Source organism: Pedococcus sp. NPDC057267 (genome assembly GCF_042668795.1).
Classification (GTDB): Bacteria; Actinomycetota; Actinomycetes; order Actinomycetales; family Dermatophilaceae; genus Pedococcus.
In genome coordinates this window covers 1-25,648 of record NZ_JBHUYG010000003.1, presented here as the reverse complement: position 1 = coordinate 25,648, position 25,648 = coordinate 1, and the positions used below count along the sequence as shown (strand labels likewise).

Sequence of the window (25,648 nt, the reverse complement as noted above, 5' to 3'; positions counted from 1 at the left end):
ACAACGCAATAGTGCGCGACTCAAGACTCACGGGCGACGATGCCCGAGTGGCTGGTCGTGTCCACCCAACCGGCGACGAGCCCAGCCACCGCAGCCCAACCGAACACCGACACCGCGACCGAGAGAGCAGCCGCAGACTCAAACGGTGCGGGTGTGACCTATCGGCCCACATTGACGCGCGTCGCACGGACATGCTGGATCCGTTGACTCCCACCTGTGTCCTTTCGGCATTAGTGGTAGTTGTGCGGCTATGGTAAGAATGTTAGATTAGTTAGGTGAGTGATAATCCTGACTCTGACTTCGTCCGCGTAGCCGAGGCTGCGGAGTATGTCGGCGTTTCGGCGCAGACCTTGCGCCGGTGGGATCGCGACGGCAGGCTCCCCGCCGTGCGGCGGCCTGGCAGCAAGCACCGGTATTACCGTCGCGCCGACCTCGAGCCGTTTCGGCTCGAGTACCGCCGGGCCGAGGACGCCACCAGCCAGACATCGGTTTTCACCACCGCAAACGCCGACATTGAGGCCAACGACTTGCTTCGCGAGCCGCAGAAGGAGGCGCACCGCGCCGTCCGCGAGCACTTCGCCAACTCCAAGGAGCCTGGCATCCTTCAGATCCCCGTCGGCTGTGGGAAGACCGGCATCATGGCCACCCTGCCTTTCGGAATCTCCGAGGGTCGCGTCCTGGTCATCACCCCGAACCTGACTATCCGTAAGGGAGTCACGGACGCCCTCGACGTCACCAGTCGCGAATGCTTCTGGACCAAGACCCGAGTGCTATCCGACTTCACCGCCGGCCCTTGGACCGCAGTCCTCGACGGCGCCAGGGCCAACGTCCACGACGCCATCGAGAGCGATTTCGTCGTGACCAACGTCCAGCAACTCGCAAGCCGTGCCGATAGATGGCTCCCGCAGTTCCCCCCCGACTTCTTTGACATGATCCTCGTCGACGAGGGGCACCACGCTCCGGCCGAGAGTTGGCAGAAAGTCTTTCGCCGCTTCCCCGACGCGAAGGTCATCAGCCTCACCGCAACGCCGTTCCGTGCCGACCAACAGCAGATGCACGGTGACGTGCTATACCGCTTCTCATTCGCACGCGCGATGGTGAATGGCTACATCAAGCAGATCAACTCTCGCAACGTCGCCCCGGCCGAGCTCTACTTCACCTACGCCGACGACAGCCGCATGCACACCCTCGATGAGGTTCTCGAGCTTCGTGAGGAGGCGTGGTTCCGGCGCGGCGTGGCCCTCAGCGAGGAGTGCAACCGCCACATCGTCGAGGCCAGCATCCAGCAGTGCAACACCATGCGCGCCGACACCGGCATCAAGCACCAGATCATTGCCGCCGCATGCTCGGTCGACCACGCTCGACAGGTCCGCGCCCTATACGAGGAGTGCGGCTACGTCGCCGCCGAGATCCACAGCGGCATGGACGAGGACGACATCGACGCCGTCCTCGAGAGGCTAAAGACCGGGACGCTCGACTGCATCGTCCAGGTTCAGATGCTTGGCGAGGGGTTCGATCACCCGCGTCTCAGCGTCGCCGCGATCTTCCGCCCCTTCCGCTCACTTGCGCCCTACATCCAGTTCGTCGGCCGGGTGATGCGCGTCGTCCAACAGAACATGCCCGACCACCCCGACAACCGTGGCTTCGTCGTTTCCCACGTCGGCCTGAACAACGACGAGCGATGGTCGGAGTTCCGCGAACTCGACCTGGAGGACCAGGAGCTCATCCACGACTGGACCACGGGCACGTCGGGCACCGCGGTCGAAGAGGCCGACGCCGACGGCCATGGTCGCGCGCGGCGCTTTGACAACGGGATGTTGGTCAACAACGAGGTCCTCGCGAGCTTCATCGACCAGGCATACCTCGACCCCACCGACGACCGGGTCCTCGAGGAGATGCTTGACCGTGACGTCGCCCCGGGTCTTCAGCTGCGCGACATCATCACCCTCGAACAGCTACGGGCGAGCCTGCTTGCTAAGCAGACGACCCAGCCGGTGGACCAGCCGCTGCCCATCCCGGTCCCGCCGCAGCGCAAGCGCCAGAGCGCTCGGACCCGGCTCAACGAGCGGACGATGTCGGTGGCAAACCGGGTCCTTGAGGACCTAGATGTGCCGCGCAATGGCTTCACGCTGATGAAGGTCACCCGGGGGCCCCGCCAATCCAATCTACGCGTCGTCACCCGACTCTTGAACGCCGCGGTCACTACGGAGCTCGGGGACGCTCGTGGCAAGGCGTCCGCGGCCGAACTCACTCGGGTATTCGACGACCTCGACGCGATCGCCGACCGCGTCCGCGACGACATCGCCAAGAAGCTGTAGGACCACACGAGAGGAAGCCCTCCATGCCCCAGATCAAGGCCGTGCTCGGCAATGTCAAGGTCGAGACCGCAAAGCGCAAGCGGGGTTGCTCGCGCCACAAGGCAGGGAAGCACAAGCACGACATCCTCAAGGACGAGACCTGCCTCGTCGTCACTGACGCCGACGGCAGCAAGCACAACTACTGCCAAGAGTCGGCCAAGGACATCCTTGACCGAGCCGAAATGGACCTCGAGACGTTGCGGTCGGACATGCGACTCACCCCGTAACCCAGCGGGAGCTACCCGCACCGACCGGTTCGGTGCCCACTCGACCAAATGACCGCGACACGCGGCTCCCCACCGACGATGCCTCGAAGACCAGCGACCGGCTGGACGATCAGCTTGCTTCCTTAGCCAGCGCGCCGCACGACAACCGGCCGCCCGGCTGCGACGATGACTGACACCGGGTACCGATACAATCGAACACACGTTCGAATGCCAAGGAGGGCGCGATGTCGAGCCGATCGGGCATCGAGTGGACCGAGACGACCTGGAACCCGGTAACAGGATGCGACCGCATCTCAGCGGGCTGTGACAACTGCTACGCGCTCACGTTGTCCAAGCGCCTCAAAGCGATGGGGGTCGCCAAGTACCAGAACGACGGAGACCCACGGACCAGCGGGCCGGGCTTCGCCGTGACCACTCATCCCTCCGCGCTCGAAGCGCCCTACGGCTGGCGATCGCGGCAGCTGGTATTCGTCAACTCGATGTCGGACCTGTTCCACGCCCGGGTGCCGGTGAGTTTCATCCAGGACGTGTTCGCCGTCATGGCTGACACCCCGCAGCACACCTACCAGGTCCTCACCAAGCGCGCCGTGCGCGCCCGCCGCCTCGCGGACCAACTCGACTTCCCGCCGAACATGTGGCTCGGCGTCTCGGTGGAGTCCAGCGCCTACTTCCATCGCATCGACCAGCTGCGCCGGATCCCAGCGACCGTCCGGTTCCTGTCCTGCGAGCCCCTGCTGGGTCCGCTCGACGGCATCAACCTCGGGGGGATCGGCTGGGTCATCGCCGGCGGCGAGTCGGGACCCAACTACAGACCGATGGACATCGCCTGGGCGCGCGGGATACGTGACGCCTGTCTAGGTGCCGAAGTGCCGTTCTTCTTCAAGCAGTGGGCCGCCCGCAGTCCCAAGCGACTCGGCCGCGAACTGGACGGCCGCACCTGGGACGAGTATCCGGTTTCGGCTTAGTCAACGGTAGGAGTGAGCCGCACGCGCGAACCACGGCGTATTGGATCCATATCCGCCTGCACGATGCCAGCCTCGACTAGCTTCGTCAGGGCAGGAATGACGTGGGGCTCGCGGTAGATGGTCTCCTCCAGTGCCCAACGTCGCAGGATCTCCACGTAGACGTCGGGCTTACCCTCGGCATGGACGACCGCCAGGTGATCGACCAACAGTCGCTCAAGCTGCGCGGTTTGGGGGTCGTCGACGACGAACAGCGCCTCGTTCATGGTGTCGCGAGGATCGCGAAACCTCACACCGAAGTTCGGGTCAACGTTCCACATGGCCTCCTTCATCACAGACAGTCCCTTGTGGTCGTTGGTGCCGAACACCAGGTACAGCGACTCCCCTCGCGTGTCGACGAGTTCGAAGTCGACAAGGTGGCCGAAGCCCGCCTTGCCGACACCTGCGCGATAGGCAGTGAGCAGGTGCCGCTTCTTGGTCTCCCCATCGGGCATACCGGCAATCTGTCGCCACGCGGGATCCCACCCGAACATCTCGTCGACCTCCGGTCCCTTGTCCGCGTGGAACCGGATGAAATGCTGCGGCCCGAACGTGACGATGACCTCGCTCGCGCGGTTGGCGGCGACGCGCTGCAGGATCTCGTATGGAAAGGTCGGCAGCCCCCACGTGTCGAGCACGGCCAAGATTGGCGTGTCCCAAGCGCCAGCCTCGTCCAGTTGCTCGAGGAAGCGATCGCCGCACTCCCCTCGCGCGATCGCCACAGACGTCTCGCCCGCGCGACCCGGGATGGACCCTCGCACAGTCTCATCATCGCTGGCCTCATCTGGTTCCATCCCCACCGCGGCGAGCCGGTCAGCGAGCAGCGCCGTGCACCTGGGGTCCTTGTCGACGAAGACCAACGCCACCGGCCTCGAGCAGGTCTGCATCTTCGTCGAGGCCATCAGGGCCTCGACTGCATGCACCGGCGAGCCCGCTTCACCCCCGCTGTAGATCCCTGGTCCTGCGTAGCCCTCCGCGTACGTTGCGGACCGGAAGGCGTTTCTGGATGTCAGCAGGATTTCGAACCACGAGCTCAGGTACCGCTTGTAGATTTCGTGCTTCACCACGGTGTGCGGCGCGATCGGCCACGGCACGGTCGTCGACAAACTCTCATCCCCCTCTGCGCGAACGATGAGGCTCAGAATCGCAGACCATCCGGACCAAAGGCCGTCAAACGCAGCTATTGGCCCCCGCGAGTTGGTCCGCGGCCGCCGCCCGGTCCTGGAGGCAGGTCCGCCGGTGGTTCCGGCATCTTGGTGCGCCGCCGCGACATGGCGGTGCCCAGCGTCAGGCTTGGCATGACGCCGGGGGCGCGGCCATCGGCCGGCAGGTCGCGAACGATGTCGTCGAGCATCCGCTTCAGCGGGGTCAGGTCGCTGTCGCGTGTGGCGATGCGGCAGGCGTGGTCGTTCACCTGGCCACTCGTCTTCGACCAGTCGAGCACCCAGCCGGCGTTGACGGCGATCCGGTCCCAGAAGAGACGCTGGGTTCGTCCATTGCCTTCTCGAAACGGGTGGAGGTAGTTCACCTGGTCGTAGTGGTGTGCGAGTCGTTCGACAAACTCCTCGCGAGAAAGGCCGGTCAACATGTTGTCCTCGCGCAGCTGCATGAACGCGTTGCCGGCGGCGGGCCGCAGCAGCTCGACGGGAAGGAACAGGTCGGCGCCAGGTACGGACTTGCGCATGTTGATGGTCCGCAGCTCGCCCGCCCAAGTGTATACGTCCTGGAACAGGTGTCGGTGGATGGCGCGCAGCTCGTCCAGGTCCCCGGTCGGCGCCACTGGGTGGTCGACCAGTTGGACCAGCCGGGCAAACGAAAGGTCGCCCTCGATCTCCTCGAGCGCGACCTTCGTCTTGGCACCTACGAGGTTCCGCAGAACCCCGGTCGCCGGGTCGATGTAGGGATCATCGGCCGGCTCAGTCAAGGCCATACCGGGCCCGCGCCCGGGCGACCAGCTGGTCGGAGTCGATGTGTCCGGCAACGTACTCATTGGCGTCCTCCCGGCCCTTCTCTGACACGTGGACGCCCTCCATCTCGCCGCTGTGGATCGCCTTCTCGACGACGACCTTGCGGCTCGTCTTCGTGACCTTGACCGGCTTGAAGTTTCCGCTCTTGGTGAACCCGGCCTTCTTCTTGCCAACCTTCACCGTCTTGAACGAGCCCTTGTCGGGCGAAGTGCTCTGACCCATCGTGTGCCCCTCCTTCGTTCCGTCCAATTCTACCGGCCCCACGCCCCAAGACCCTGCTCAGTCGGCTGGCTCCTCTGGGGGTCCCAGAGAACCGTGCCGAAATGCCAAGCGTGATCACAGCACCGGCACGAACGTCGAGAGGTGACTCGGTTGCGTCGATGCGCTCCGGAGCGTGGTTCGCGGCGTCGTGAGGCAGACCCGTGATGAGACCGCATTTAGCTAGCGAATCGAGTTGGATCGCGGGGCCATCACTCTGCGCAGGCCGCCCGCAGGGACCTCCTCGATCCCGAGATCGCTCTCCTCCAAGGTTTCGCGGACCGCCAATGGATTTTGCTAGCGACCCGGTGAGGAATCGTTCGAATGTCTCACCCAAACGCACTGGGCTTCCGCGATCCTTCGGCGCGTCATACCGGCCTTTGGGGCACGCGGCGTCTCGCCCATGTGGCCGGCTGCTGGCCGCTCTTGGACGGGCGGCCCTCATGGAGCCTCGGCCCAATTTCGGCCCAAATAGGCCGGTGAGGGCTCGGTCGCGCGACCCTGCCCGACCTGATGGGCATAGTCCCGACACTATGGCTGGCGTGGCGCTGACCTGCTACTTTGTCCGGGTTGAGGTGTCGGCCGTGGGCGCGCCGGGTCGGCTCCCGTCCCCTCCAAGGATCCCTACGGATCAGAAGGTTAGGGGTTCGAATCCCTTCGGGCGCGCTCTGAGTTGAGACAGACGACGCAGCCCCGGCCCGCCACAGGCGGCCGGGGCTTTGTCGTCGCCGGTCAGGGTCCGGCGACGTCAGGGGATGCCGTCACGAGGCCGGCGGGTGGGTGAGCAGGGCGCGGGTGCGCCGGTACCCGTCCTCGTCCACCTCGCCGCGGGCGAACCGCAGGTCGAGCTCCTGCAGGGCCTCGTCGGACGGGCCGGGAGCCTGCCCCTGGACCGGCGGGGTGCCGGACGTCGTGCGCGTCTCCCTCGGCGGCCGGCCGGCCACCACGATGGCCACCACTGCGGCCACGAGGACCAGCAGGAGCAGCAGCACGCCGCCGCCCATCATCCACCAGCCCCAACCCCAGCCGCCGTCGCCGTACATCATCGGACCTTCAGCTCCTTCGTCCACGCAGCCGCCCGCTGGCGACCTGCCTCCACGCTGCCGGGTGCCGCGACGGCGGGAACAGGGCCGAAGGACCCGGGTCGGGACACCGGCCCGTCAGAACACCGGCTTGCCGCCGGTGACCCCCAGCACCGTCCCGGACACGTAGCTCGCCTCGTCGGAGGCGAGGAACACGTATGCCGCTGCCACCTCCACCGGATGCCCGGCGCGGCCCAGCGGCACGTCCGCCCCGAAGCCCTCGACCTTGTCCGCCGACATCGTCGCCGGGATGAGGGGCGTCCAGATCGGGCCCGGCGCGACGGCGTTGACCCGCGTGCCCTGGGCGCCGAGCTCCTGCGCGAGGTTGACCACCATGTTGGTCAGGGCCGCCTTGTTGGTCAGGGCCGCCTTGGTCGCGGCGTAGTCGACCAGGTGCGAGCTCGGCTGGTACGCCTGCACGGACGTCGTCACGACGATGCTGCCGCCGTCGGCCAGGTGGGGCGCCAGCTCGTGGACCAGCCAGAACGTCGAGAACACGTTCGTCTCGAACGTCCGGCGGACCTGGTCGGGCGGGAAGTCGCGCAACTCGTCGTGCGACATCTGGAACGCCGCGTTGCACACGAGCACGTCGAGGCCCCCGAGGGCCGACACCGCTCCGGCGGCGAGCTCGACGTTCGCCTGGTGCTCGCGCAGGTCCGTGGCGAACGAGACGCCGGTGCGGCCCTCGGCGCGGACGGCCGCGACCGTGTCGTCGGCGTCTGCCTGCTCCTGGGGGAGGTGGGCGATCGCCACGTCCGCCCCCTCCTTGGCGAAGGCGATGGCGGTGGCCCGGCCGATGCCGGAGTCGCCACCGGTGACCAGGGCCCGACGACCGGCGAGCCGGGCCCGGCCCTGCCAGGACGTCTCGCCGTGGTCGGGTCGCGGGTCCAGCGCGGCGAGGCTGCCGGGCCACTCCTGCTGCTGGGCCGGGATCGAGGAGAGGTCTGCGCGTTCGCTCATGGCCGCGTCCTACCCGCTGGCGTGCGGGGTATGCCTGGGACCCTCGGCCAGCGCGTCCTCGGCCGAACGGGCGGAAACGGGCACATCCGCCAGGGTCCGGCCGCTTCCCGGCATACGGTCGACCGGACCGCACCAGCACGACGGAAGCCGCACCATGACGCCTGCCCCGCGACGGGCACCGACCAGGTCCGCCGCCCTCGTCGGCGTGCTCGCGCTCGCCTCGCTGGCCGCGTGCACCTCGGACCCCGCGCCCACCAGGGCGACGCCGGCTGAGGCGGCCGCCCCCGCGAGCTGGAAGCCGGCGCCTGCCGACCCGCGCTCCTGGGCCCCGGCCCCCGCGACCACCGGCGGGCTGTCCACCGTCGCCGCCGCCCGGGGCGACCGGCTGCTCCTGCACACCCGGCACGGCGACGTCGACTTCTGGTCCGGCGTCAACCTCGGGAGCACCACCCCCGGCCACAGCCCGGGCGAGCTCGCGATCAGCCGCGAGGAGTACCGCCGCTGGTTCGCCCAGATGGGTCAGATGGGCGTGCACACGCTGCGCGTCTACACGATCCACCCGCCGGCGATGTACGAGGAGCTCAAGGCGTACAACGAGGCGCACCGGGACGCTCCCATCTACCTCGTCCAGGGCGTCTATCTGCCGGACGAGTCCTACCTGACCAGCCACGACCTGTTCGCGGCCGGGCCCACCGCCGCGATGGCCGCGGAGCTGCGGGACGCGTCCGCGGCCGTGCACGGCGACCTCACCCGCGCCGCGCGGAGCGGGCGCGCCGGGGGCACCTGGACGGCCGACGTGTCGCCCTGGGTCGCGGCGTGGATCGTCGGGGTGGAGTGGGACGGGTACGCCACCCGCGCGTCCGACGCCCGCAACGCCGCCGCGCCGCTGCACCGCGGCCGGTACTTCGCCAACACCGCCGACGCCAGCCCGACCGAGCGGTGGCTGGCCGCCCGGATGGACGAGCTCGCGACGCGCGAGGCGGCGCGCGGCGTCTCGGCGCCCATCGCCTTCGTCAACTGGCCGACGACCGACCCGCTGCACCACCCGGCGGAGCCGCTCCCCAGCGAGGACGCCGTCGGCGTGGACGCGGCCCACGTGCTGCCGACGACGGCGTGGCCCGGCGGGACGTTCGCCAGCTTCCACGCCTACCCGTACTACCCGGACTTCCTGCGGCACCAGCCCGCCTACGCCGGGGCCGACGACCCGTACCTCGCCTACCTCCTCGACCTCAAGCGGCACTTCGCCCCGCGGATGCCGCTGCTCGTCAGCGAGTTCGGCGTCCCCTCCTCGCTGGGCTCGGCCCATGCCGGCACCAGGGGCCGGGACCAGGGCGACCACAGCGAGCAGGAGGCGCTCGCGATGGACGCCGCGATGCTGCGTTCCTTCAAGGACGCCGGTCTCGCGGGCGGCCTGCTGTTCTCCTGGGTCGACGAGTGGTTCAAGTTCACCTGGAACACGCTGCCGCGGCAGGCGGTCGTCGACGGGGAGCGCCGGTCCCTCTGGCACGACCCGCTCACCAACGAGCAGCACTTCGGCCTCGTGGCGCAGGACCCGTCGAGGGTGGGCCAGAGCGTGCCGTGGGAGTCGCGCTCCGGTGTCCAGCGGGTGGCGCTCGACCACGACGAGTCGTGGGTCCACCTCACCCTGGACCTCGAGAAGGCGCCGACGGCACCGGTGCGCCTGGGCTTCGACGTCGTGCCCGGGGGCCTCGCGCTGCCGGGGAACGCCGCGAAGCAGGCCGGCGTGAACGACTACGCGGTGACGGTCGACCCGCGGAGCGCGACTGCGACGATGGTGGTCGACGGCGCGATCGACCCGCTGCTGCTCGACGGCCTGCCGGCCGGCGCCGTGCCGAGGCCGGCCGCCGACGGCTGGTCACTGGAGCGGCTGACGACCAACCGGCCGTTCGTCCTGCCGCTGACCAAGGAGAAAGCCCCGGCGGAGTTCCTCGAGGTGGGTCGTCTCCGGCGCGGCACCTGGGACCCCGCCGCCAGCGGCTTCGACGACCGCTCCACGTGGCAGCTCAGCGGGAAGCGGCTCACGCTGCGGCTCCCGTGGTCGATGCTCGGCCTGGGCGACCCGTCCTCGAGGACCGCGGTCGTGCCGAGGGGCGGGCGTCCGGTCGGGGTGCCGGTCACGGACATCGGCGTCGTCGTCGACGCCGGGCCGGGCGGGAAGGCGCAGCTGCGGATCCGGTGGGACGCGTGGAACCAGGCGAGGCACACCGAGCGGGTGAAGGCCGGCGCGCAGGCCTTCGTCGACGCACTCACCGCCGTCTCGCGCTGAGGCGCCCAGCGGGCGCCGTCGTCCCCGGTCGGGCGTCGACCTGACCGCCGCCCCCGGTCCGCGGGTCAGCGGCGGAGCCGGGCCCCCCGCAGCGCCAGCGCCAGCCCGACGAGCGCCACCACCGGGCCGACGACGGCCCACAGGGTCACCCCCGTCATGGGGCTGCCGCCGACCACCCCGAGCCCCTGGAGGGTCCACAGGACGCCGACGGCGAAGACGGCACCCCCGAGGGCGAGGGCGAGTGGCCGGGACATGCGGCCAGCGTATGCCGTCGCGCCCCGCGACCACGAGGGTGCCACGGGCGCACGGGACTTCACGGACATCACCGGCATACGACCCTGCGCCTCTTGACCACAGGCACCCGCAGGAGGACCGTCGCGAACGAGCCCAAGCGCGCGGCGGGCAGCCGGGGGGCCGTGGCCGCCGCGGCGGGGCGGGGTGTGCCGGGTGGTCTTCGTGGTACGACCACCTGGCACACGACCCGCCGGATCAGAAGTCGTCGTCGAAGCCGACCTGCCCGGACACGCCCACCTGGTAGGCCGAGACCCGGCGCTCGAAGAAGTTCGACAGCTCCTGCACGTCCTGCAGCTCCATGAACGCCAGCGGGTTGGCCGACCCGTACTCGGGCTCGAGCCCGAGCTGCTGCAGGCGCCGGTCGGCGACGTTCTCGAGGTAGAGCCGCATGTCCGTGGTCGACAGCCCGGCCACCCCCTTGCCGAGCAGGTCCTGCGCGAACTGCGCCTCGGCGTCGACGGCCTCGCGGAGCATCGCCCGCACCTGCGCGGCCATCTCGTCGTCGAACAGGTCGGGCTCCTCGGCCCGCACCGTCTCGACCACGTCGAACGCGAACGCCATGTGCATCGACTCGTCCCGGAACACCCAGTTGGTCCCCGACGCCAGGCCGTTGAGCAGCCCCCGGGAGCGCAGGAAGTACACGTAGGCGAACGCGCCGTAGAAGAACAGGCCCTCGATGCACGCGGCGAAGCAGATCAGGTTGAGCAGGAACGCCTTGCGGTGCTCGCGGGTCTCCAGCCGGTCGAGCTCGAACACCGAGTCGATCCAGCGGAAGCAGAACTCCGCCTTGTGCCGGATCGACGGGATCGTGTCGACCGCCGCGAACGCCTCGGCCCGCTCGTCCTCGTCGGGCACGTAGGTGTCGAGCAGCGTCAGGTAGAACTGCACGTGCACGGCCTCCTCGAACAGCTGCCGGCTCAGGTACAGCCGGCCCTCGGGCGAGTTGACGTGCTGGTAGAGGTTGAGGACGAGGTTGTTGGCCACGATGGTGTCACCGGTCGCGAAGAAGGCCACGAGGCGCGAGACGAGGTGCCGCTCGGCCTCGGTGAGCTTCCTGAGGTCCGCGAGGTCGGAGTGCAGGTCGACCTCCTCGACCGTCCACGTGTTCTTGATGGCGTCGCGGTAGCGCTCGTAGAAGTGCGGGTACCGCATCGGCCGCAGGGTCAGGTTCATGCCCGGGTCGAGCAGCATCCGGGTCTCGCTGTGGGAGAGGGTCATTCGCACGCCTCGCAGGTCTCGGGGTTCTCCAGGGAGCAGGCGATGGCCTCCTGGTCGGTCGGGGTGCTGGGAAGCGGTGTCGCGGTGGGCGACGCGCCGCCCGCGGTGGGCGCCTTCGCGGCGACGGACACCGTCGCCTGCTGGATGCGCGTCGCCGGCCGCGAGCGCAGGTAGTACGTCGTCTTCAGCCCGGCCTTCCAGGCGTAGAGGTACATCGAGCTGAGCTTGCCGATGGTCGGCGCCGCCAGGAAGAGGTTGAGCGACTGGCTCTGGTCGATGTACGGCTGGCGCGCGGCGGCGAGGTCGATGAGCGCCCGCTGCGGCAGCTCCCACGCGGTCCGGAACAGCAGGCGCACGTCCTCGGGCAGGTCGAGGACGCCCTGCACCGAGCCCTCACTGCGCTTGACCGCCTCGCGCACCTCGGGCGTCCACAGCCCCCGGTCCTTGAGCTCGCGGACGAGGGCGGTGTTGACCTGGAGGAACTCCCCGGAGAGCGTCTCGCGCTTGAACAGGTTCGACACCTGCGGCTCGATGCACTCGTAGCAGCCGGCGATCGAGGCGATGGTCGCCGTCGGCGCGACCGCCACGAGCAGGCTGTTGCGCAGCCCGTGGTCGGCGACGGCCGCGCGCAGCACGCCCCACCGCTCGGTCTGGGTCGGGGTCACCCCCCAGAGGTCGGGCTGGAGGTCGCCGCGGGCCGCCCGCGTCTGCCCGTATGCCGGGTGCGCGCCGTGCTCCGCCGCCAGCTCGGCGGAGCGCTCCAGGGCCGAGAGGTAGACCTCCTCGGCGATGCGGGTCGACAGCTCGCGGGCCTCGTCCGAGTCGAAGGGCAGCCGCAGGGCGAAGAACACGTCCTGCAGCCCCATCATCCCCAGGCCGACCGGGCGCCAGCGCGGGTTCGAGGCGGCCGACTGCTCGCTCGGGTAGTAGTTCACGTCGATGACCCGGTCGAGGTAGGTCACCGCGCTGCGGACCGTGGACCGCAGCGCGCCCCAGTCGATCCCGTCCCGCCCGGGCGTGAGGTGCCGGGCCAGGTTGACCGAGCCGAGGTTGCAGACCGCGGTCTCCCCGTCGCTGCTGACCTCGATGATCTCGGTGCACAGGTTCGACAGGTGCACGACGGGGGCGCCCGGGCCCTGCTCGTCCGAGGTCTGGTTGCAGGTGCGGTTGCTGGCGTCCTTGAAGGTCATCCAGCCGTTCCCGGTCTGGGCCAGCGTGCGCATCATCTTCCCGTAGAGGTCGCGCGCGCTGACGGTGCGCACGACGCGCCCCTCGCGCTCCGCCGCGGCATACGCCCGCTCGAAGGCGGGGCCCCACAGGTCCGGGAGCTCGGGCACCTCGCTGGGGTCGATGAGCGACCACGGCTCGTCGGCCTCGACCCGGCGCATGAACTCGTCGGGGACCCAGTTGGCGAGGTTGAGGTTGTGGGTGCGGCGGGCGTCCTCGCCGGTGTTGTCGCGCAGCTCGAGGAACTCCTCGACGTCGGGGTGCCACGGCTCGAGGTACACGCAGGCGGCGCCCTTGCGCCGGCCGCCCTGGTTGACCGCGGCGACCGAGGAGTCGAGCGTGCGCAGCCACGGGACGATGCCGTTGGAGTGGCCGTTCGTGCCGCGGATCAGCGCGCCGCGACCGCGCACCCGCGACCACGAGATGCCGATGCCGCCGGCGAACTTCGACAGCTTGGCGACCTGCGCGTAGCGGTCGTAGATCGAGTCGAGCTCGTCGCGCGGGCTGTCCACGAGGTAGCAGGACGACATCTGCGTGTGCCGCGTGCCCGAGTTGAACAGGGTCGGCGAGCTCGGCAGGTAGGCCAGGCTGGACATGAGCCGGTAGAAGTCGATCGCCTCCTGCGGGGTGTGCGCCAGGCCGCAGGCGACCCGCAGCAGCCAGTACTGCGGCGTCTCGATGACGTCGCGGGTCTGGGGGTGGCGCAGCAGGTAGCGGTCGTAGACGGTGCGCAGGCCGAAGTACTCGAACCGCCGGTCGGCGGACGGGTCGACGGCGTGGTCGAGCTTACGCGCGTTGGCCTCGACGAAGGCGGCCGTCTCGTCGCCGATGAGCCCCTCGAGGTGGCCGAGCCGGACGGACTGGCTGAACGACGCGACCTGGGCGCCGCGGACCTCCTTGTCGATGTAGTTCGACAGCAGGCGGGCCGCGAGCCGGCTGTACTCGGGCTCGGTGGCGGTCATCTCGGCCGCCGTCTGGATCGACAGCCGGTCGAGCTCGGCCGTCGTCGCGCCGTCGTAGAGCCCGCTGATGGTGCGGGTGGCGACCGTCATCGGGTCGACCTCGGGGAGGTCGTCGCACCACCGCTCGACGGCGCGGACGATCTTCATGACGTCGACGGGTTCGGCGTCGCCGTTGCGCTTGCGCACCTGCATGGTGCTGCGGCGCGGGGTGGGGCCGGCCGCGTCCTGCGCCGTGCCGGTGCCGGGCGCGTGCTGCGCCGCGGCGGTGCCTGTGGTCTCCTGGGCGCCGGGCGCCCGGTCCTCGACCTGGGTCATCTGCTCTCTCCTCGCGAGCGGTTCCGGAGGAGCCGGGACACGGGGAGGGGACGACGACACAGGGCGCGTCCACGGCATACCGCTGCCGCACACGTCGCACCGCTGTCGCTGGACCCGCCCTCGAGGCCACGACTCCACCACGCGCGGGTGCGCGTGGCCGCTGGCAGGTCTTCGGACTCCCGGGCGTGCCGTGGACGGCAGGTGCCGACCACGGTTCCTACTGGCCGTCGCTTCCCACGCCCGGGGGCGCAGTGCTTGGTTGACGGCGGTCGTTCCCGGTCACCGCTGCGGGGCAGTCCCGGAGTCGCACCGGGTTCCCTCTTGCCCCGGAGCCGATGGATCTCGGCCCCGGACCAGCTGTGGACCACCATATGGGGTGGTGGGCGCAGAACCTCGGCACCAGATGTTGTGCCCGCGTGTCCCGGCGTGTCGCGGGGTGTCCCGACGTGGCCGGACGTGGCCCGGGATGGCCGTGCACGGCCGTGCCCGGGGTCCAAGGTCCCTGTCCCCGCTGGCGGCGTGCGCCCACCATGGGGGCGTGTCCGCGACCGGCCCGGCCCGGCGGGCGCGGTCGCCGCTGCCCGCCAGCCGTGGCGCGCGCCTGCTGAGGGAGGGGGAGGCCGTCGCGGCCGCTGCGCTGGCGGTCGCCCTCCTGGCGTTCGGCCTGCCGCGTGTCGCCGGCGTGGGATGGGGCCAGGTCGGTGCTGTCCTGGCGCAGCTGACCGTGGCCGAGGTCGCGCTGCTCGCCGCGGTGTGGCTGGCCGGTCTCGCCGCCCAGACGGTGGCGCTGTCCGCTGCGCTGCCGGGGCTCTCCCACCGCCGGGCGTTCTTCCTCAACATCACCGGCAGTGCCGTGTCGAACCTGCTCCCGCTCGGCGGCGCCGCCGGGTCGGCGGTCAACTACTGGGCGGTGCGGGGCTGGGGCTTCGGCACGCCGGCGTTCCTGCGCTGGGCGCTGGTCACGAACATCTGGGACGTGCTGGGCCGGCTCGCCGTCCCGGCGGCGGCGCTCGGCTGGTTCCTCGCCTCGGGGACGCACTCCGAGGCCCTCACCACCGCGGGGCTGGGTGCCTGCGCCACCCTGCTCGCGCTCGTCGTCGTGACGGCCTTCGTGCTGCGGGAGCCCCGGCGGGTCCGGTGGCTGGGGCGGGTGGTCGACCCCGTGGCGACCCTCGTGCGCCGCCCGCCAGCACCGGGCACCTCCTACTCGGACCGGGTGGTCGCCGCCGTCGCGTCGGTCGCCGACCTCGTGCGGGTCGCGTGGGTGCGGCTGACCGTGGGCAAGCTCATGTATGCGGTGCTGCAGGCGGTGCTGCTGTGGCTGTGCCTCGACCTGCTGGGGGCGCGGCCCCCACTCGTGGTGGTGGCGGGGGCGTTCGCGGTCGAGCGGCTGCTGTCGCTGGCAGTGATCTCGCCGGCCGCCACCGGGATCGTCGAGCTGGGCATGACCGGGCTGCTCGTGGGCCTGGGCACGGCACCCGCGCCCGCGGCGGCTGCCGTCCTGCTCTACCGGCTCTTCGTGATCGGGATGGAGGTCCCGGTGGGCGGGGCCCTGCTCGGCTGGTGGCTGCTGCAACGGCTGCGGGACCGGAGGCGAGAGCCCGTGCGCGAGGCGGTCGCGAGGTCCCGCCGGTGGCCGACACCGGGCCCAAGGACCCTAGGAGACCCACGGTGGCGGCGCGACGGTCGAGGTGACACAGGAGGTCCTTCCATGGCTGCGTTCCCGACCGCACCGGCGGCGCCCGCACCGCGCCCGGTCACGTACCCCGTCCACCTCGACGCGGACACCACACCCCACGCCTCCCGCTGGCTGTGGCTCGTGAAGTGGCTGCTGGCGATCCCGCACGTCGTCGTGCTGGCGCTCCTCTGGGTGGCCTTCGCCGTGCTGAGCATCGTGGCGTTCTTCGCGATCCTCGTGACCGGCAGCTACCCGCGTGCCCTGTTCGACTTCAACGCCGGGGTGCTGCGCTGGAGCTGGCGCGTGGCGTACTGGTCCTACGGCGCGCTCGGCACCGACCGGTACCCGCCCTTCACCCTGGACGAGGTGCCCGACTACCCCGCCCACCTGGAGGTGGACTACCCCGAGCACCTGTCGCGCGGCCTCGTGCTCGTCAAGTGGTGGTTGCTGGCCATCCCGCACTACGTGGTCGTCGCCCTGCTCGTCGGCTCGGGGACGTATGCCGTCGAGACCGCGGATCGCTGGCGCACCGTGGGCGCGCAGACCGGGCTCATCGGCGTCCTCGTCCTCGTCGCGGGGGTGCTCCTCGCGGCGACGGGCCGCTACCCGCAGGCCCTCTACGACCTGCTCCTCGGGCTCAACCGCTGGGTGATCCGGGTCGCCGCCTACGTCGGGCTCATGACCGACGCCTACCCGCCGTTCCGCCTCGACCAGGGCCCGCACGAGCCGCTCGCCATGGGCTTCGCGACCCCGGGCGCCCCTGCTCCCACCTCCGGCTCGTCGGTTGCAGGACCCGCGACGGGGCCGGGGGCCGGCTGGGCGGCGGCGGGCACCGGCTCACCGACCGGCTCCACCCCCGAAGGCGCCGGCGGCGGACCGGGCGGGGCGTACCCACCGGCACCGATGGGCCCACCCCCCGGTGCGGGCGGCGCGCCGCCCCGACGCTCCGGCTGGGGCGCCGGCCGGGTCGTGGGGGTCGTGGCGGGCTCCGTCGCCGTCCTGGTCTCGCTCGGTCTGCTCACCGGTGGCCTGGCGCTCGTGGTCGCCGACAACGCCGCGCGCGAGGACGGGCTGGTCACCGTGGTCGACCGGAGTGTCCGCTCGGCCGGGTATGCCGTGGTCACACCGTCGGCGGTCGTGGACAGCAGGTCCGACGGCACCGACTGGGCGGCCCGGGTGGTGGGGGACGTCCGCATCCGCGTGACGCCGCAGGCTGCCGGTCAGTCGGTCTTCGTCGGGATCGGCCCGACGGCCGACGTCGACCGCTACCTGGGCGGGGTGGCGCGCACCCAGGTGGCCACCCGCTCCTCCGGTGACCGCGACCTGGCCGGCGCCGCCCCGTCGACCGCACCCGCCCAGGCCGGGTTCTGGGTCGCGCAGGCCCAGGGCGCCGGCACCGTCGACCTGCGTTGGCGTCCGAGCAGCGGCGACTGGTCCGTGGTCGTCATGAACACCAACGCCTCGGCCGGGGTCCTCGCGACCGTGGTGGCGGGCGCCGAGCTCCCGTGGCTGGGCACCGCGGGCGCCGTGCTCATCGTGGTCGGCGTGCTGCTGCTCGTCGCCGGTGCGGTCCTCGTGGTGGTCATGGTCCAGCGCGCCTCCGCCAGGCACACCGGACCGCCCGTCCAGGCGGGCGCGTCGTGAGCGGGCGCCGCGGCCTGGGGACCTCGGTGCGGTCGGCGCTGGCGCCGGTCGTGATGGGTGTCGCAGTCCTGCTGCTGGTCGGTGCGTGCGCGGCCGACGCCAACCCGTCGGTGTCCTCGGGGCCGGGCGTGCCGGGCTTCTGGCTCGGGCTCTGGCAGGGGCTGATCAGCCCGATCACGTTCCTGGTGTCGCTGTTCCGCGACGACGTGGGGATCTACGCGGTGCGCAACTCCGGCGGCTGGTACGACTTCGGCTTCATGCTGGGCGTGTCCATCTTCTTCGGCGGCAGCGCCCGGTCGGGGGCGGCAGCCACGCGGGCGACGGGCCCCCGGCGACGGGGCCCGGGCCGGCGCCCCACCGGCTGACGGTGGCTGCGGGTCAGGCGGGGCGGACCCAGGCTGCGGCGTCGACCGGCAGCATCCCGTCGTCGACCGGCGCGCTGGCGAGCATCACCTCGGCGTCTCCGGGCAGCGGGACGGGAGCCGGCGAGATGTTGACGACACACCGCAGGACCGACCCCCGCTCGAAGTCGAGCACTCCCTCGGCCGACTCCCGCCACCGCAGGCCCTGGGCGCCGAGGCCTGGCAGGTCACGTCGGAGGTGCAGGGCGTCGCGGTAGAGGGACAGCATCGAGCCGGGGTCCTCGCGCTCGCGCTCGACCGTGTACCGGTCCCAGCCCTCGGGCTGCGGCAGCCAGGTCGACGCACCCGCGGGGCTGAACGCGTACGGCGGGTGCTCGCCGGCCCACGGGATCGGGACGCGGCAGCCGTCGCGGCCGCGCATCGTGCCGCCGCTGCGGGCGAACATGGGGTCCTGCAGCACCTCGTCGGGCAGGTCGTCGACGTTCGGCAGACCCAGCTCCTCGCCCTGGTAGACGTAGGCGCCGCCCGGCAGCGCCAGCATGAGCATCGCCGCCGCCCGGGCCCGGCGGGTGCCGAGCTCGAGGTCGGACTCCTCGCCGGCGCCGTCGGTGATGAAGACCGAGCTCGTCGTGCGACGGCCGTACCGGGTCACGAGCCGGGTCTCGTCGTGGCTGCTCAGCACCCAGGTCGACGGGACGCCGATCGGCTCGTACGACGCCAGGGTCGCGTCGATCACCGACCGCAGTGCACCGGCGTCCCACGCCGACTTCATGTACGGGAAGTTGAAGGCCGAGTGCATCTCGTCCGGCCGCAGGTACTTGGCGAGGCGCTCGGGCCCGTTGACGACGGCCTCGGCCACGAACACGCGGTCGCCCTCGTAGGTGTCGGCGATCCGGCGCCACCGGCGGAAGACCTCGTGCACGGTGTCGACGTCCCAGTGCGGGTTGTCGGTCCACTCCAGCGTGCGGAACTCGGCGATGTCGCCGTAGTCGGCGTCCGGCAGCCCGGCCGCCTTGCCCATCGCCGGGGCCGCGTCGACACGCAGTCCGTCCACGCCCCGGTCGAGCCAGAACCTCAGCACGTCGTCGAAGTCGGCGAGCACGTCGGGGTTGGTCCAGTCGAGGTCGGGCTGCTCGAGCGCGAACATGTGCATGAACCACTGCCCGGGGCGGCCGTCGGCCTCGGTGACGCGCTCCCAGGCCGAGCCGCCGAAGCAGCTGATCCAGTTGTTGGGCGGGTCGTCCCCACCCGGGCCGCGGCCGTCTCGGAAGAGGTACCGCGCCCGCTCGCGCGACCCCGGGCCCGCCGCCAACGCCGCCTGGAACCACGGGTGCTGGTCGGAGGTGTGGTTCGGGACGACGTCGATGATGACCTTGAGGCCGAGCTCGTGCGCCCGGGCGATCACGGCGTCGGCGTCGGCGAGCGTACCGAACATCGGGTGGATGTCGAGGAAGTCGCTGACGTCGTACCCGCCGTCGGCCATGGGGGAGGGGAACCACGGCGAGATCCAGATGCCGTCGACCCCGAGGTCGGCGAGGTAGGGCAGGCGCTCGAGCAGGCCGGGCAGGTCGCCCTCGCCGTCGCCGTTCCCGTCGGCGAAGCTGCGCGGGTACACCTGGTAGATCACGGCGTCACGCCACCAGGCGCCGGCCGAGCCGGCCGAGACGCGCGTGGCGGCGTCGGGGGACGCGCTGGGGAGGGTGTCGGTCATGCTGCGCTCCTGGGGCCGCGCCGGTGGGGCGATCCGAACCTAGTGGGCCGGGTCCTCCGTGTGCACCCCGCTGACCGCGACCCGGCCGGAGGACGACGTGCAGCCGCTGCCGTGCCCCGACCGACGGCGCGGGGTCCCAGCCCACGGTGGGCCTCCGGCCACCGCGGCGGCGAAACGGGCCGACCAGTCGGCGAGCTCGGCAGGCACCTCCGGCGTGGCCTCCTCGATCGTGAACGGCGCGCCGACCACCCCGAGCCCGAACAGAGCCCACCGCGGCTCGAGCGCCTCCATCTCGATCCGGCACGACCGCTCGTCCACCGGCGTGAGCGTGGCCCACGGCCCGGTCCGCGGCCCCACCTCGGACGCGGGGGCGTGCACCAGCACCCGCACGGTCGTGCGGACCTCGTTGCGGGACAGGCCTTTCCGCACGTATGCCGCCGCGTCGCCTCCGGGGACGTCGCGCGGGCGGAACCGCGCCCGGGTGCCCTCGGGCTCGCTGAGCCGGTCCATCCGGAAGGACCGCCAGTCCTGCCGGTCGAGGTCGTAGCCGAGCAGGTACCAGCGGCGCCCGACCGTGACGAGCCGGTGCGGCTCCACGTGCCGCAGCAGGTCCGCGCCAGCCGCCTGGCCGCCTCGAGCCCGGTAGGTGAACCGGATCCGCTCGGTGTCGCGGGTCGCCTGGGCGACGACGGCGAGCACGTCGGCGCGCACGGTCGGGGCCTGTGAGAAGGGCGAGTCGTCCGTGACCGCGCGCAGGGCCTCGGCCCTGCGCCGCAGCCGGGGCGGCAGGACCTGGACCACCTTCGAGAGCGCGCTGACCGACGCCTCCGACAGGGCACCGCTGGTGAGCTGCGCGGCGCCGTTGAGCGCGACCACCATGGCGATCGCCTCGTCCTCCTCGACGGTCAGCGGGGGCATCGAGGCGCCGGCGCCGAGCTGGTAGCCGCCCTCGGCGCCCCGCACCGAGTCCACCGGGTAGCCGAGCTCGCGCAGCCGCTCGATGTCGCGGCGCAGGGTGCGCTCGGACACGTCCAGCCGCCCGGCGAGCTCCCCGCCGGGCCAGAACCGGTGGGTCTGCAGCAGCGACAGCAGCCGGAGGGTGCGCGAGCTCGTGTTGGCCATGGGTCCAGAGTCTCGCACCATGCGGTCAGGAAGTGGCCGGAATGCTCCCTAGCGTCGTCGGTGGAAGCAGTACTCGACGAAGGAGACCCCGATGAGCACCACCGTGGACGCCGACCCTCCGGCCCCGAGCCCGACGACCGCCCCACCCGCCCTGTCGCAGGAGCCCCGGCCGACGGAGGTGGCCGTCGCGCGCGGCCCGCTGCCGGTCGGGCGGGCCCGCACCATCGCCCTGCTCAGCCTGTTCCTCGCCTCGACGATGGAGCTGCTCGACACGACCATCGTCAACGTCGCCCTGCCGACCATCGAGGCGGGGCTGCGCGCGACCGACACCCAGCTGCAGTGGATGGTCGCGGCATACCCCCTCGCCTTCGCCCTCGCGCTCATCACCGGCTCGCGGCTCGGGGACCTGCTCGGCCGCAAGCGCGTCTTCGTCGCCGGCCTCGTCGGGTTCACGGCCACCTCCGCCGCCTGCGGCCTCGCGCCGAGCGCGGAGGCGCTGGTGGCCTTCCGCGCGGTCCAGGGCGTCGCCGCCGCGGCGATGATCCCGCAGGTGCTCTCCAGCCTGCAGGTGATGTACCGCCCGCACGAGCGGGCCAGGGCGATGGGCATGTTCACCGGCCTCGCCGGCCTGTCCGCGGTGCTCGGGCCGGTCATCGGCGCGCTGCTCACGCAGGCCGACGTGGTCGGCCTGGGCTGGCGCGCGATCTTCCTCGTCAACGTCCCGTTCGGGCTGCTCGCGGTCGCGGCCGCGCTGCGCTGGGTGCCCGAGTCGGTCGCCGAGCGGCGCCCGCGGATCGACCTGCGCGGCGTCGCGGTGCTGGCCCTCGGCCTGCTGGGCGTGCTCTACCCGCTCACGCTTGGGCGCCAGCTCGGCTGGCCCGCATGGGTGTATGCCGCGATGGCGGCCGGCGTCGCCGTCCTCGTCCTCCTCGGCCGGGCCCAGTGGCGCGCGGAGCGGGCCGGGCGCGAGCCGCTGGTGGCGACGAGCCTGTACCGCGGCCGGGGGTTCGCCGCCGGGTCGACGATGAACGCGCTCCTCTTCGCCTCGATGTCGTCCTACTTCCTGTGCCAGACGGTCTACCTGCAGGCCGGACTGGGCTGGTCGGTCCTTCGGGCCGGCCTCGCGGGGGTGCCGTTCGCGCTGACGACCACGGTGTTCGCAGGGCTGGGGGTGGCCGTCCTCGCGCCGCGGATCGGCCGTCCGGTGCTGCAGGTCGGTGCCCTGACCTGGGCTGCCGGCGCGGTGCTCATCGGCGTCGCCGTGCACGGGGCGGACGCCTCGACGTCGCTGTGGGCGTTCCTGCCGGGGTTCGTCGTCGCGGGTGCCGGGTTCGGGCTCATGGTGTCGCCGATCGGCGTCTTCACCCTGGCCGAGGTGCCGGTGGACAAGGCCGGCTCGGCCTCCGGGCTGTTCAGCACGACCGGCCAGCTCGCCGGGGCGACCGGGGTCGCGGCGGTCGGGTCGCTGTTCTTCTCGGTGGCGCAGTCCCACGCCTCGTCCTCGACGGTCGAGGTCTTCCGCCCCGCGGTCGAGGCGTCGCTGGCGGTGCTGGTCGGGCTCATGCTGGTGGCCGCCCTCGTCGCCCGGGCCCTCCCGCGCCACCCGTTGGTCGTCGCTGAACCGGCCGTCACCGCGGCGGACGCCGGCTGAGGCGCCAGGGCCGTCAGGCCGGGTGCGTGGCTGGCCTCGCCAGCTCGCGCACCCGGCGCCCGGCGGTCACGACCAGGGCCACCGCGAGGGGCAGCTCGACGAGGACCGCGCTGAGCACCGAGCCGAGCCGGTCGCCCGTGTTGGCGGTGGCCACGTCGAACCACGCATCGGCGCCCAGCATCCCGGCGGCCGCCACCGCGGCGAGGACGAACTCGGGCCGGCGGCGCAGCCCCAGCCACGCCGTGACGGCGAGGAGCGCGGCGACGAGGACGTCGAACCCGACCCAGGCGAGGCTCCACGTCGACACCGTGTAGCGCGTGGGCAGGGAGACGCCGAGGTATGCCGTCCACGGCACGAGGGCGGCCGCGGCGACGAGCAAGAGCAGCCGCCGGGTGTCCTCGGGGTGCACGTGCTCCCGCAGCTCGTGGATGACGCTCATCTCGGCCTCCTCGTTCCCGTGCCCGGCCCCTGTCGGGCCACCGGCACGGCTCGAGCATGACCCCGCGGGCTGGCCGCCGGCCGGGCTGGCCCTGTGCGTGCGCTGTGACCCTGGCGGGCGTCCGCGGCACCCCTCGGGTGCGGCGCGGTCAGCGCCGGCGGGTGTCGAGGAACTCGCCGATGCGGCCGATCGCCTCGGTGAGCACCTCGACGTCCGGCAGGGTCACGAGCCGGAAGTGGTCCGGCTCGAACCAGTTGAAGCCGGTCCCGTGCGTCACGAGGATCTTCTTCTCCCGCAGGAGGTCGATGACGAACGCCTGGTCGTCCTCGATGGGGAACTGCTCGGGGTCCAACCGCGGGAAGCAGTACAGCGCCCCGTGGGGCTCCACGCAGGACACGCCCTCGATCTCGTTGAGCAGCCGCCAGGCCGTCTTGCTCTGCTCGTAGAACCGGCCGCCGGGGTGGATGTACTCCTCGATCGACTGGTACCCGCCGAGCGCGGTCTGGATGGCGTGCTGCCCGGGGACGTTGGCGCACATCCGCATGTTCGCCAGCAGGGTCAGGCCTTCGAGGAAGTCCGAGGCCATCGACTTCGGCCCCGACACCATGACCCAGCCCGCGCGGTAGCCGCACACCCGGTAGGCCTTGGACAGCCCGCTGAAGGTCAGGCACAGGACGTCGTCACCGGCATACGTCGCGGTGTGGTGGTGCACCGGCTGGTAGTGGTCGTCGGCGAAGAGGATCTTCTCGTAGATCTCGTCGGACATCAGGACGAGGTCGTGGCGGCGCGCGATGTCGACGAGGCCGCGCACCGTCTCCTCGCTGTAGACCGCGCCGGTCGGGTTGTTCGGGTTGATGACGACGAGCGCGTGCGTGTTGGGGGTGATCTTGGCCTCGATGTCCTCGAGGTCGGGGTTCCAGCCGTTGGACTCGTCGCAGCGGTAGTGGACCGGCGTGCCGCCGGCGAGGGTCACGGCGCCGGTCCACAGCGGGTAGTCGGGCGCCGGGACGAGGATCTCGTTGCCGTCGTCGACGAACGCCGTCAGCACCATGGAGATGAGCTCGGAGACGCCGTTGCCGATGAAGACGTCGTCGACGTGCGTGTCGGTCAGGCCCCGGGACTGGTAGTAGTGCGCGACCGCCGTGCGGGCCGAGTAGATGCCGCGGGAGTCGCTGTAGCCCTGGGCGTTCGGCAGGTGGTGGACCATGTCCTGCAGCACGGCCTGGGGGGCCTCGAACCCGAACGGCGCCGGGTTGCCGATGTTGAGCTTGAGGATCTTGTGGCCCTCGGCCTCCAACCGCTGCGCCTCGACCAGGATCGGGCCGCGCACGTCGTAGCGGACCTGGTGCAGCTTGCGGGACTGGGTGATGCGGCGCACGCGTGCAGTGTGCCAAACCCCGGTGGGTACGGCCGGTCAGGCGCCACCACCCGGACGGTCGCGGGTTCCCACGCACCACCTGCCACGCCTGCCGGGTCGCGCACTCGGGTCAGCGGCTCCGCGACGGGCGCAGCAGCTCCACGGTGGTGACGACCCGCGTCACGCCGGGCGTGCGCGGGGTCGAGGAGAAGCCGAACGAGCACGGCGGGTCGACCGGTGCGAGGTCGCCGAGCTCGGTGCCGCGCCAGGTGCCCGACAGCGCGGTGACCCGGTGCAGGTCGGTCGCGCCGTACCACTCGCGCCGACCCTCGAGCGCCGCCCCGCGGGTGCGCACGCCACGCAGCACGGTCCGCGCGACGGGGTCCACCGCCTCCGCCCACCACGTGCTCGTCGCGACGGGCGCGGGCACGGCACGCAGCAGCCAGCCCAGGGGGGCCCGCCGGCCGAACCCGAGGTGCAGCGACAGCACGTCCCCCGCCGTCACCCGCCAGCCCCGGCCCCGTGGCCCGGCCTCGTCGGCGACGGTGACGGGCGCCTGGACGACCTCGTCGAACGCATAGGTCCGTGCCACGAACTCGGCCACCCCCGGCGACGGCGCGAGCAGCGTCCGGTGGCCCTCGGCATCTTCCACCATGACGTCGGCGAACGCGCCGAGCGGCGAGTCGAGCCACCGCCCGACGACGAGCCGCACGCCCGAGGCCGAACCCGCTCCCGCGATCGCCCCGCTGAACCGCAGCCGGCTCACGGCGCCGGCGTGCGGGGGCCGGGCGTGCGGGTTACGGGCGTGCGTGGCGAGGGCGTGGGTGGAGCGGGCACGGGGTCTGCCTTCCGACGGGGCCGCGCCGGCGCCCGGTGCGGTCGGCCCAGTATCGCCCGGCCCGCCGGAGGGCGACACGCGACCGGCCGGCCGCGGGCGACGTACCGGCGCCACGAGCGGCGCCCGTACTCTGTGGCCATGTCCCGTTCCCAGCTCGGCGAGCTCGAGGTGGAGCTCACGCGGCTCATGCGGCGGGCACGCAGCGCCCAGCAGCGGACCGCCGCCGAGGTGCACCCGGACCTGGACGCCGCCGGGTATGCCGTGCTGGTCGCCGTCCGGGACCTGTCCGCCTCCGGCGGTGGCGCCCGCGGGGGCGAGGTGTCCGAGGTGCTCGGGCTGCACAAGTCGACGACGAGCCGGAACCTCACGACCCTCGAGGACCTCGGCCTCGTCGAGCGGATCCCGGACCCCGACGACGCGCGAGCCCGGCAGGTGAGGCTCACCCCCCAGGGAGCCGAGGCGCTCGACCGCTCGGTCCTCGGGCGCCGCGCGCGCCTGCGGGCCCAGCTGCAGGAGTGGGAGGCCGCCGACATCGCCTCCCTCGCCCGGCTGCTGCGCAAGCTCAACGACTCCGGCACCTGAGACTCCCGGCGGGCTGATCCCACGGCGGCCCGCCCCCGGGACCCCCTGCCCTCCCGCAAAACGGCAGTTGCTGACGTGAAACGGCAGTTCCCAACGCACGTTTCACGTC

General features: G+C 71.7%; 21 protein-coding genes and 1 riboswitch. Of the genes, 8 read left to right on the top strand and 13 right to left on the bottom strand.

What is annotated here, in order from left to right; translation table 11 throughout:
• The first annotated feature begins 275 nt into the window (after positions 1–275).
• From ACFUC1_RS01375 to ACFUC1_RS01365, 3 genes are all read left to right on the top strand, one after another.
• Positions 276–2,318 carry a DEAD/DEAH box helicase gene (locus tag ACFUC1_RS01375; RefSeq protein WP_379116097.1) on the top strand — a complete coding sequence of 681 codons (2,043 nt, stop codon included), beginning with the start codon at positions 276–278 and terminating at the stop codon, positions 2,316–2,318.
• Positions 2,319–2,341: 23 nt separating this feature from the next.
• Positions 2,342–2,584, top strand: a complete 243-nt coding sequence (locus ACFUC1_RS01370) for a hypothetical protein (RefSeq protein ID WP_379116096.1) — start codon at positions 2,342–2,344, stop codon at positions 2,582–2,584.
• 224 nt (positions 2,585–2,808) lie between these two features.
• Positions 2,809–3,549, top strand: coding sequence for a DUF5131 family protein (locus ACFUC1_RS01365; protein WP_379116095.1), 741 nt, complete (start codon positions 2,809–2,811; stop codon positions 3,547–3,549).
• On the opposite strand, the gene tcmP is transcribed toward ACFUC1_RS01365, so the two are convergent.
• The 5 genes from tcmP to ACFUC1_RS01340 form a co-directional block, all read right to left on the bottom strand.
• Positions 3,546–4,691: a three-Cys-motif partner protein TcmP gene (gene tcmP, locus ACFUC1_RS01360; protein WP_379116094.1), complete on the bottom strand. Its 1,146-nt coding sequence runs from the start codon at positions 4,689–4,691 to the stop codon at positions 3,546–3,548. The genes ACFUC1_RS01365 and tcmP overlap by 4 nt on opposite strands.
• A 74-nt stretch (positions 4,692–4,765) precedes the next feature.
• Positions 4,766–5,515 (bottom strand): Fic/DOC family protein, encoded by a 750-nt coding sequence (locus ACFUC1_RS01355; protein ID WP_379116093.1) that lies wholly within the window; start codon positions 5,513–5,515, stop codon positions 4,766–4,768.
• Positions 5,502–5,774, bottom strand: coding sequence for a hypothetical protein (locus ACFUC1_RS01350; protein WP_379116092.1), 273 nt, complete (start codon positions 5,772–5,774; stop codon positions 5,502–5,504). The genes ACFUC1_RS01355 and ACFUC1_RS01350 overlap by 14 nt, the downstream gene beginning before the upstream one ends.
• Before the next feature lie 797 nt (positions 5,775–6,571).
• On the bottom strand, positions 6,572–6,856 hold the full coding sequence (locus ACFUC1_RS01345) for a hypothetical protein (protein ID WP_379116091.1): 285 nt from the start codon (positions 6,854–6,856) through the stop codon (positions 6,572–6,574).
• 114 nt (positions 6,857–6,970) lie between these two features.
• Positions 6,971–7,852, bottom strand: a complete 882-nt coding sequence (locus tag ACFUC1_RS01340) for an SDR family oxidoreductase (protein WP_379116090.1) — start codon at positions 7,850–7,852, stop codon at positions 6,971–6,973.
• A gap of 154 nt (positions 7,853–8,006) precedes the next feature.
• Between ACFUC1_RS01340 and ACFUC1_RS01335 the strand changes: the two genes are divergently transcribed.
• A complete protein-coding gene (locus ACFUC1_RS01335; RefSeq protein ID WP_379116089.1) occupies positions 8,007–10,139 on the top strand; it encodes a hypothetical protein in 2,133 nt (710 codons plus the stop codon).
• A gap of 65 nt (positions 10,140–10,204) precedes the next feature.
• Here the strand turns inward: ACFUC1_RS01335 and ACFUC1_RS01330 are convergent, their stop codons facing one another.
• The 3 genes from ACFUC1_RS01330 to ACFUC1_RS01320 form a co-directional block, all read right to left on the bottom strand.
• A complete protein-coding gene (locus ACFUC1_RS01330; RefSeq protein WP_379116088.1) occupies positions 10,205–10,393 on the bottom strand; it encodes a hypothetical protein in 189 nt (62 codons plus the stop codon).
• Positions 10,394–10,628: 235 nt separating this feature from the next.
• A complete protein-coding gene (locus ACFUC1_RS01325; RefSeq protein WP_379116087.1) occupies positions 10,629–11,651 on the bottom strand; it encodes a ribonucleotide-diphosphate reductase subunit beta in 1,023 nt (340 codons plus the stop codon).
• The gene (locus ACFUC1_RS01320) at positions 11,648–14,155 is read right to left on the bottom strand and encodes a ribonucleoside-diphosphate reductase subunit alpha (protein ID WP_379116086.1); all 2,508 of its coding nucleotides are present in this window, start codon (positions 14,153–14,155) and stop codon (positions 11,648–11,650) included. The genes ACFUC1_RS01325 and ACFUC1_RS01320 overlap by 4 nt, the downstream gene beginning before the upstream one ends.
• A gap of 144 nt (positions 14,156–14,299) precedes the next feature.
• Positions 14,300–14,528: riboswitch (cobalamin riboswitch) on the bottom strand.
• A gap of 165 nt (positions 14,529–14,693) precedes the next feature.
• Here ACFUC1_RS01320 and ACFUC1_RS01315 point away from each other — a divergent pair.
• Complete coding sequence (locus ACFUC1_RS01315) at positions 14,694–17,477, top strand: DUF4389 domain-containing protein (protein ID WP_379116085.1); 2,784 nt, start codon at positions 14,694–14,696, stop codon at positions 17,475–17,477.
• On the top strand, positions 17,474–17,842 hold the full coding sequence (locus ACFUC1_RS01310) for a hypothetical protein (RefSeq protein ID WP_379116084.1): 369 nt from the start codon (positions 17,474–17,476) through the stop codon (positions 17,840–17,842). The genes ACFUC1_RS01315 and ACFUC1_RS01310 overlap by 4 nt, the downstream gene beginning before the upstream one ends.
• Positions 17,843–17,855: 13 nt before the next feature.
• Here the strand turns inward: ACFUC1_RS01310 and ACFUC1_RS01305 are convergent, their stop codons facing one another.
• Positions 17,856–19,550 (bottom strand): glycoside hydrolase family 13 protein, encoded by a 1,695-nt coding sequence (locus ACFUC1_RS01305; protein WP_379116083.1) that lies wholly within the window; start codon positions 19,548–19,550, stop codon positions 17,856–17,858.
• Positions 19,551–19,589: 39 nt separating this feature from the next.
• Positions 19,590–20,672: a helix-turn-helix transcriptional regulator gene (locus ACFUC1_RS01300; protein ID WP_379116082.1), complete on the bottom strand. Its 1,083-nt coding sequence runs from the start codon at positions 20,670–20,672 to the stop codon at positions 19,590–19,592.
• Positions 20,673–20,763: 91 nt separating this feature from the next.
• Here ACFUC1_RS01300 and ACFUC1_RS01295 point away from each other — a divergent pair, with 91 nt between their 5' ends.
• On the top strand, positions 20,764–22,323 hold the full coding sequence (locus ACFUC1_RS01295) for an MFS transporter (protein WP_379116081.1): 1,560 nt from the start codon (positions 20,764–20,766) through the stop codon (positions 22,321–22,323).
• A 13-nt stretch (positions 22,324–22,336) separates the two neighbouring features.
• Here ACFUC1_RS01295 and ACFUC1_RS01290 read toward each other — a convergent pair whose 3' ends face one another.
• From ACFUC1_RS01290 to ACFUC1_RS01280, 3 genes are all read right to left on the bottom strand, one after another.
• On the bottom strand, positions 22,337–22,762 hold the full coding sequence (locus ACFUC1_RS01290) for a hypothetical protein (protein ID WP_379116080.1): 426 nt from the start codon (positions 22,760–22,762) through the stop codon (positions 22,337–22,339).
• A gap of 148 nt (positions 22,763–22,910) precedes the next feature.
• The gene (locus ACFUC1_RS01285) at positions 22,911–24,140 is read right to left on the bottom strand and encodes a pyridoxal phosphate-dependent aminotransferase (RefSeq protein WP_379116079.1); all 1,230 of its coding nucleotides are present in this window, start codon (positions 24,138–24,140) and stop codon (positions 22,911–22,913) included.
• A gap of 109 nt (positions 24,141–24,249) precedes the next feature.
• Positions 24,250–24,885, bottom strand: a complete 636-nt coding sequence (locus tag ACFUC1_RS01280; RefSeq protein ID WP_379116078.1) for a hypothetical protein — start codon at positions 24,883–24,885, stop codon at positions 24,250–24,252.
• 210 nt (positions 24,886–25,095) lie between these two features.
• Here ACFUC1_RS01280 and ACFUC1_RS01275 point away from each other — a divergent pair, with 210 nt between their 5' ends.
• On the top strand, positions 25,096–25,539 hold the full coding sequence (locus ACFUC1_RS01275; protein WP_379116076.1) for a MarR family winged helix-turn-helix transcriptional regulator: 444 nt from the start codon (positions 25,096–25,098) through the stop codon (positions 25,537–25,539).
• Positions 25,540–25,648 lie beyond the last annotated feature (109 nt).

Excerpts from the sequence above, each read along its gene's own strand:
- ACFUC1_RS01335 (WP_379116089.1), top strand. The coding sequence starts at position 8,007 with ATGACGCCTGCCCCGCGACGGGCACCGACCAGGTCCGCCGCCCTCGTC.
- ACFUC1_RS01345 (WP_379116091.1), bottom strand. The coding sequence starts at position 6,856 with ATGATGTACGGCGACGGCGGCTGGGGTTGGGGCTGGTGGATGATGGGC.
- ACFUC1_RS01290 (WP_379116080.1), bottom strand. The coding sequence starts at position 22,762 with ATGAGCGTCATCCACGAGCTGCGGGAGCACGTGCACCCCGAGGACACC.
- ACFUC1_RS01300 (WP_379116082.1), bottom strand. The coding sequence starts at position 20,672 with ATGGCCAACACGAGCTCGCGCACCCTCCGGCTGCTGTCGCTGCTGCAG.
- ACFUC1_RS01305 (WP_379116083.1), bottom strand. The coding sequence starts at position 19,550 with ATGACCGACACCCTCCCCAGCGCGTCCCCCGACGCCGCCACGCGCGTC.
- ACFUC1_RS01325 (WP_379116087.1), bottom strand. The coding sequence starts at position 11,651 with ATGACCCTCTCCCACAGCGAGACCCGGATGCTGCTCGACCCGGGCATG.
- ACFUC1_RS01350 (WP_379116092.1), bottom strand. The coding sequence starts at position 5,774 with ATGGGTCAGAGCACTTCGCCCGACAAGGGCTCGTTCAAGACGGTGAAG.
- ACFUC1_RS01370 (WP_379116096.1), top strand. The coding sequence starts at position 2,342 with ATGCCCCAGATCAAGGCCGTGCTCGGCAATGTCAAGGTCGAGACCGCA.
- ACFUC1_RS01295 (WP_379116081.1), top strand. The coding sequence starts at position 20,764 with ATGAGCACCACCGTGGACGCCGACCCTCCGGCCCCGAGCCCGACGACC.
- ACFUC1_RS01275 (WP_379116076.1), top strand. The coding sequence starts at position 25,096 with ATGTCCCGTTCCCAGCTCGGCGAGCTCGAGGTGGAGCTCACGCGGCTC.
- ACFUC1_RS01355 (WP_379116093.1), bottom strand. The coding sequence starts at position 5,515 with ATGGCCTTGACTGAGCCGGCCGATGATCCCTACATCGACCCGGCGACC.
- ACFUC1_RS01340 (WP_379116090.1), bottom strand. The coding sequence starts at position 7,852 with ATGAGCGAACGCGCAGACCTCTCCTCGATCCCGGCCCAGCAGCAGGAG.
- ACFUC1_RS01365 (WP_379116095.1), top strand. The coding sequence starts at position 2,809 with ATGTCGAGCCGATCGGGCATCGAGTGGACCGAGACGACCTGGAACCCG.
- ACFUC1_RS01320 (WP_379116086.1), bottom strand. The coding sequence starts at position 14,155 with ATGACCCAGGTCGAGGACCGGGCGCCCGGCGCCCAGGAGACCACAGGC.
- ACFUC1_RS01330 (WP_379116088.1), bottom strand. The coding sequence starts at position 10,393 with ATGTCCCGGCCACTCGCCCTCGCCCTCGGGGGTGCCGTCTTCGCCGTC.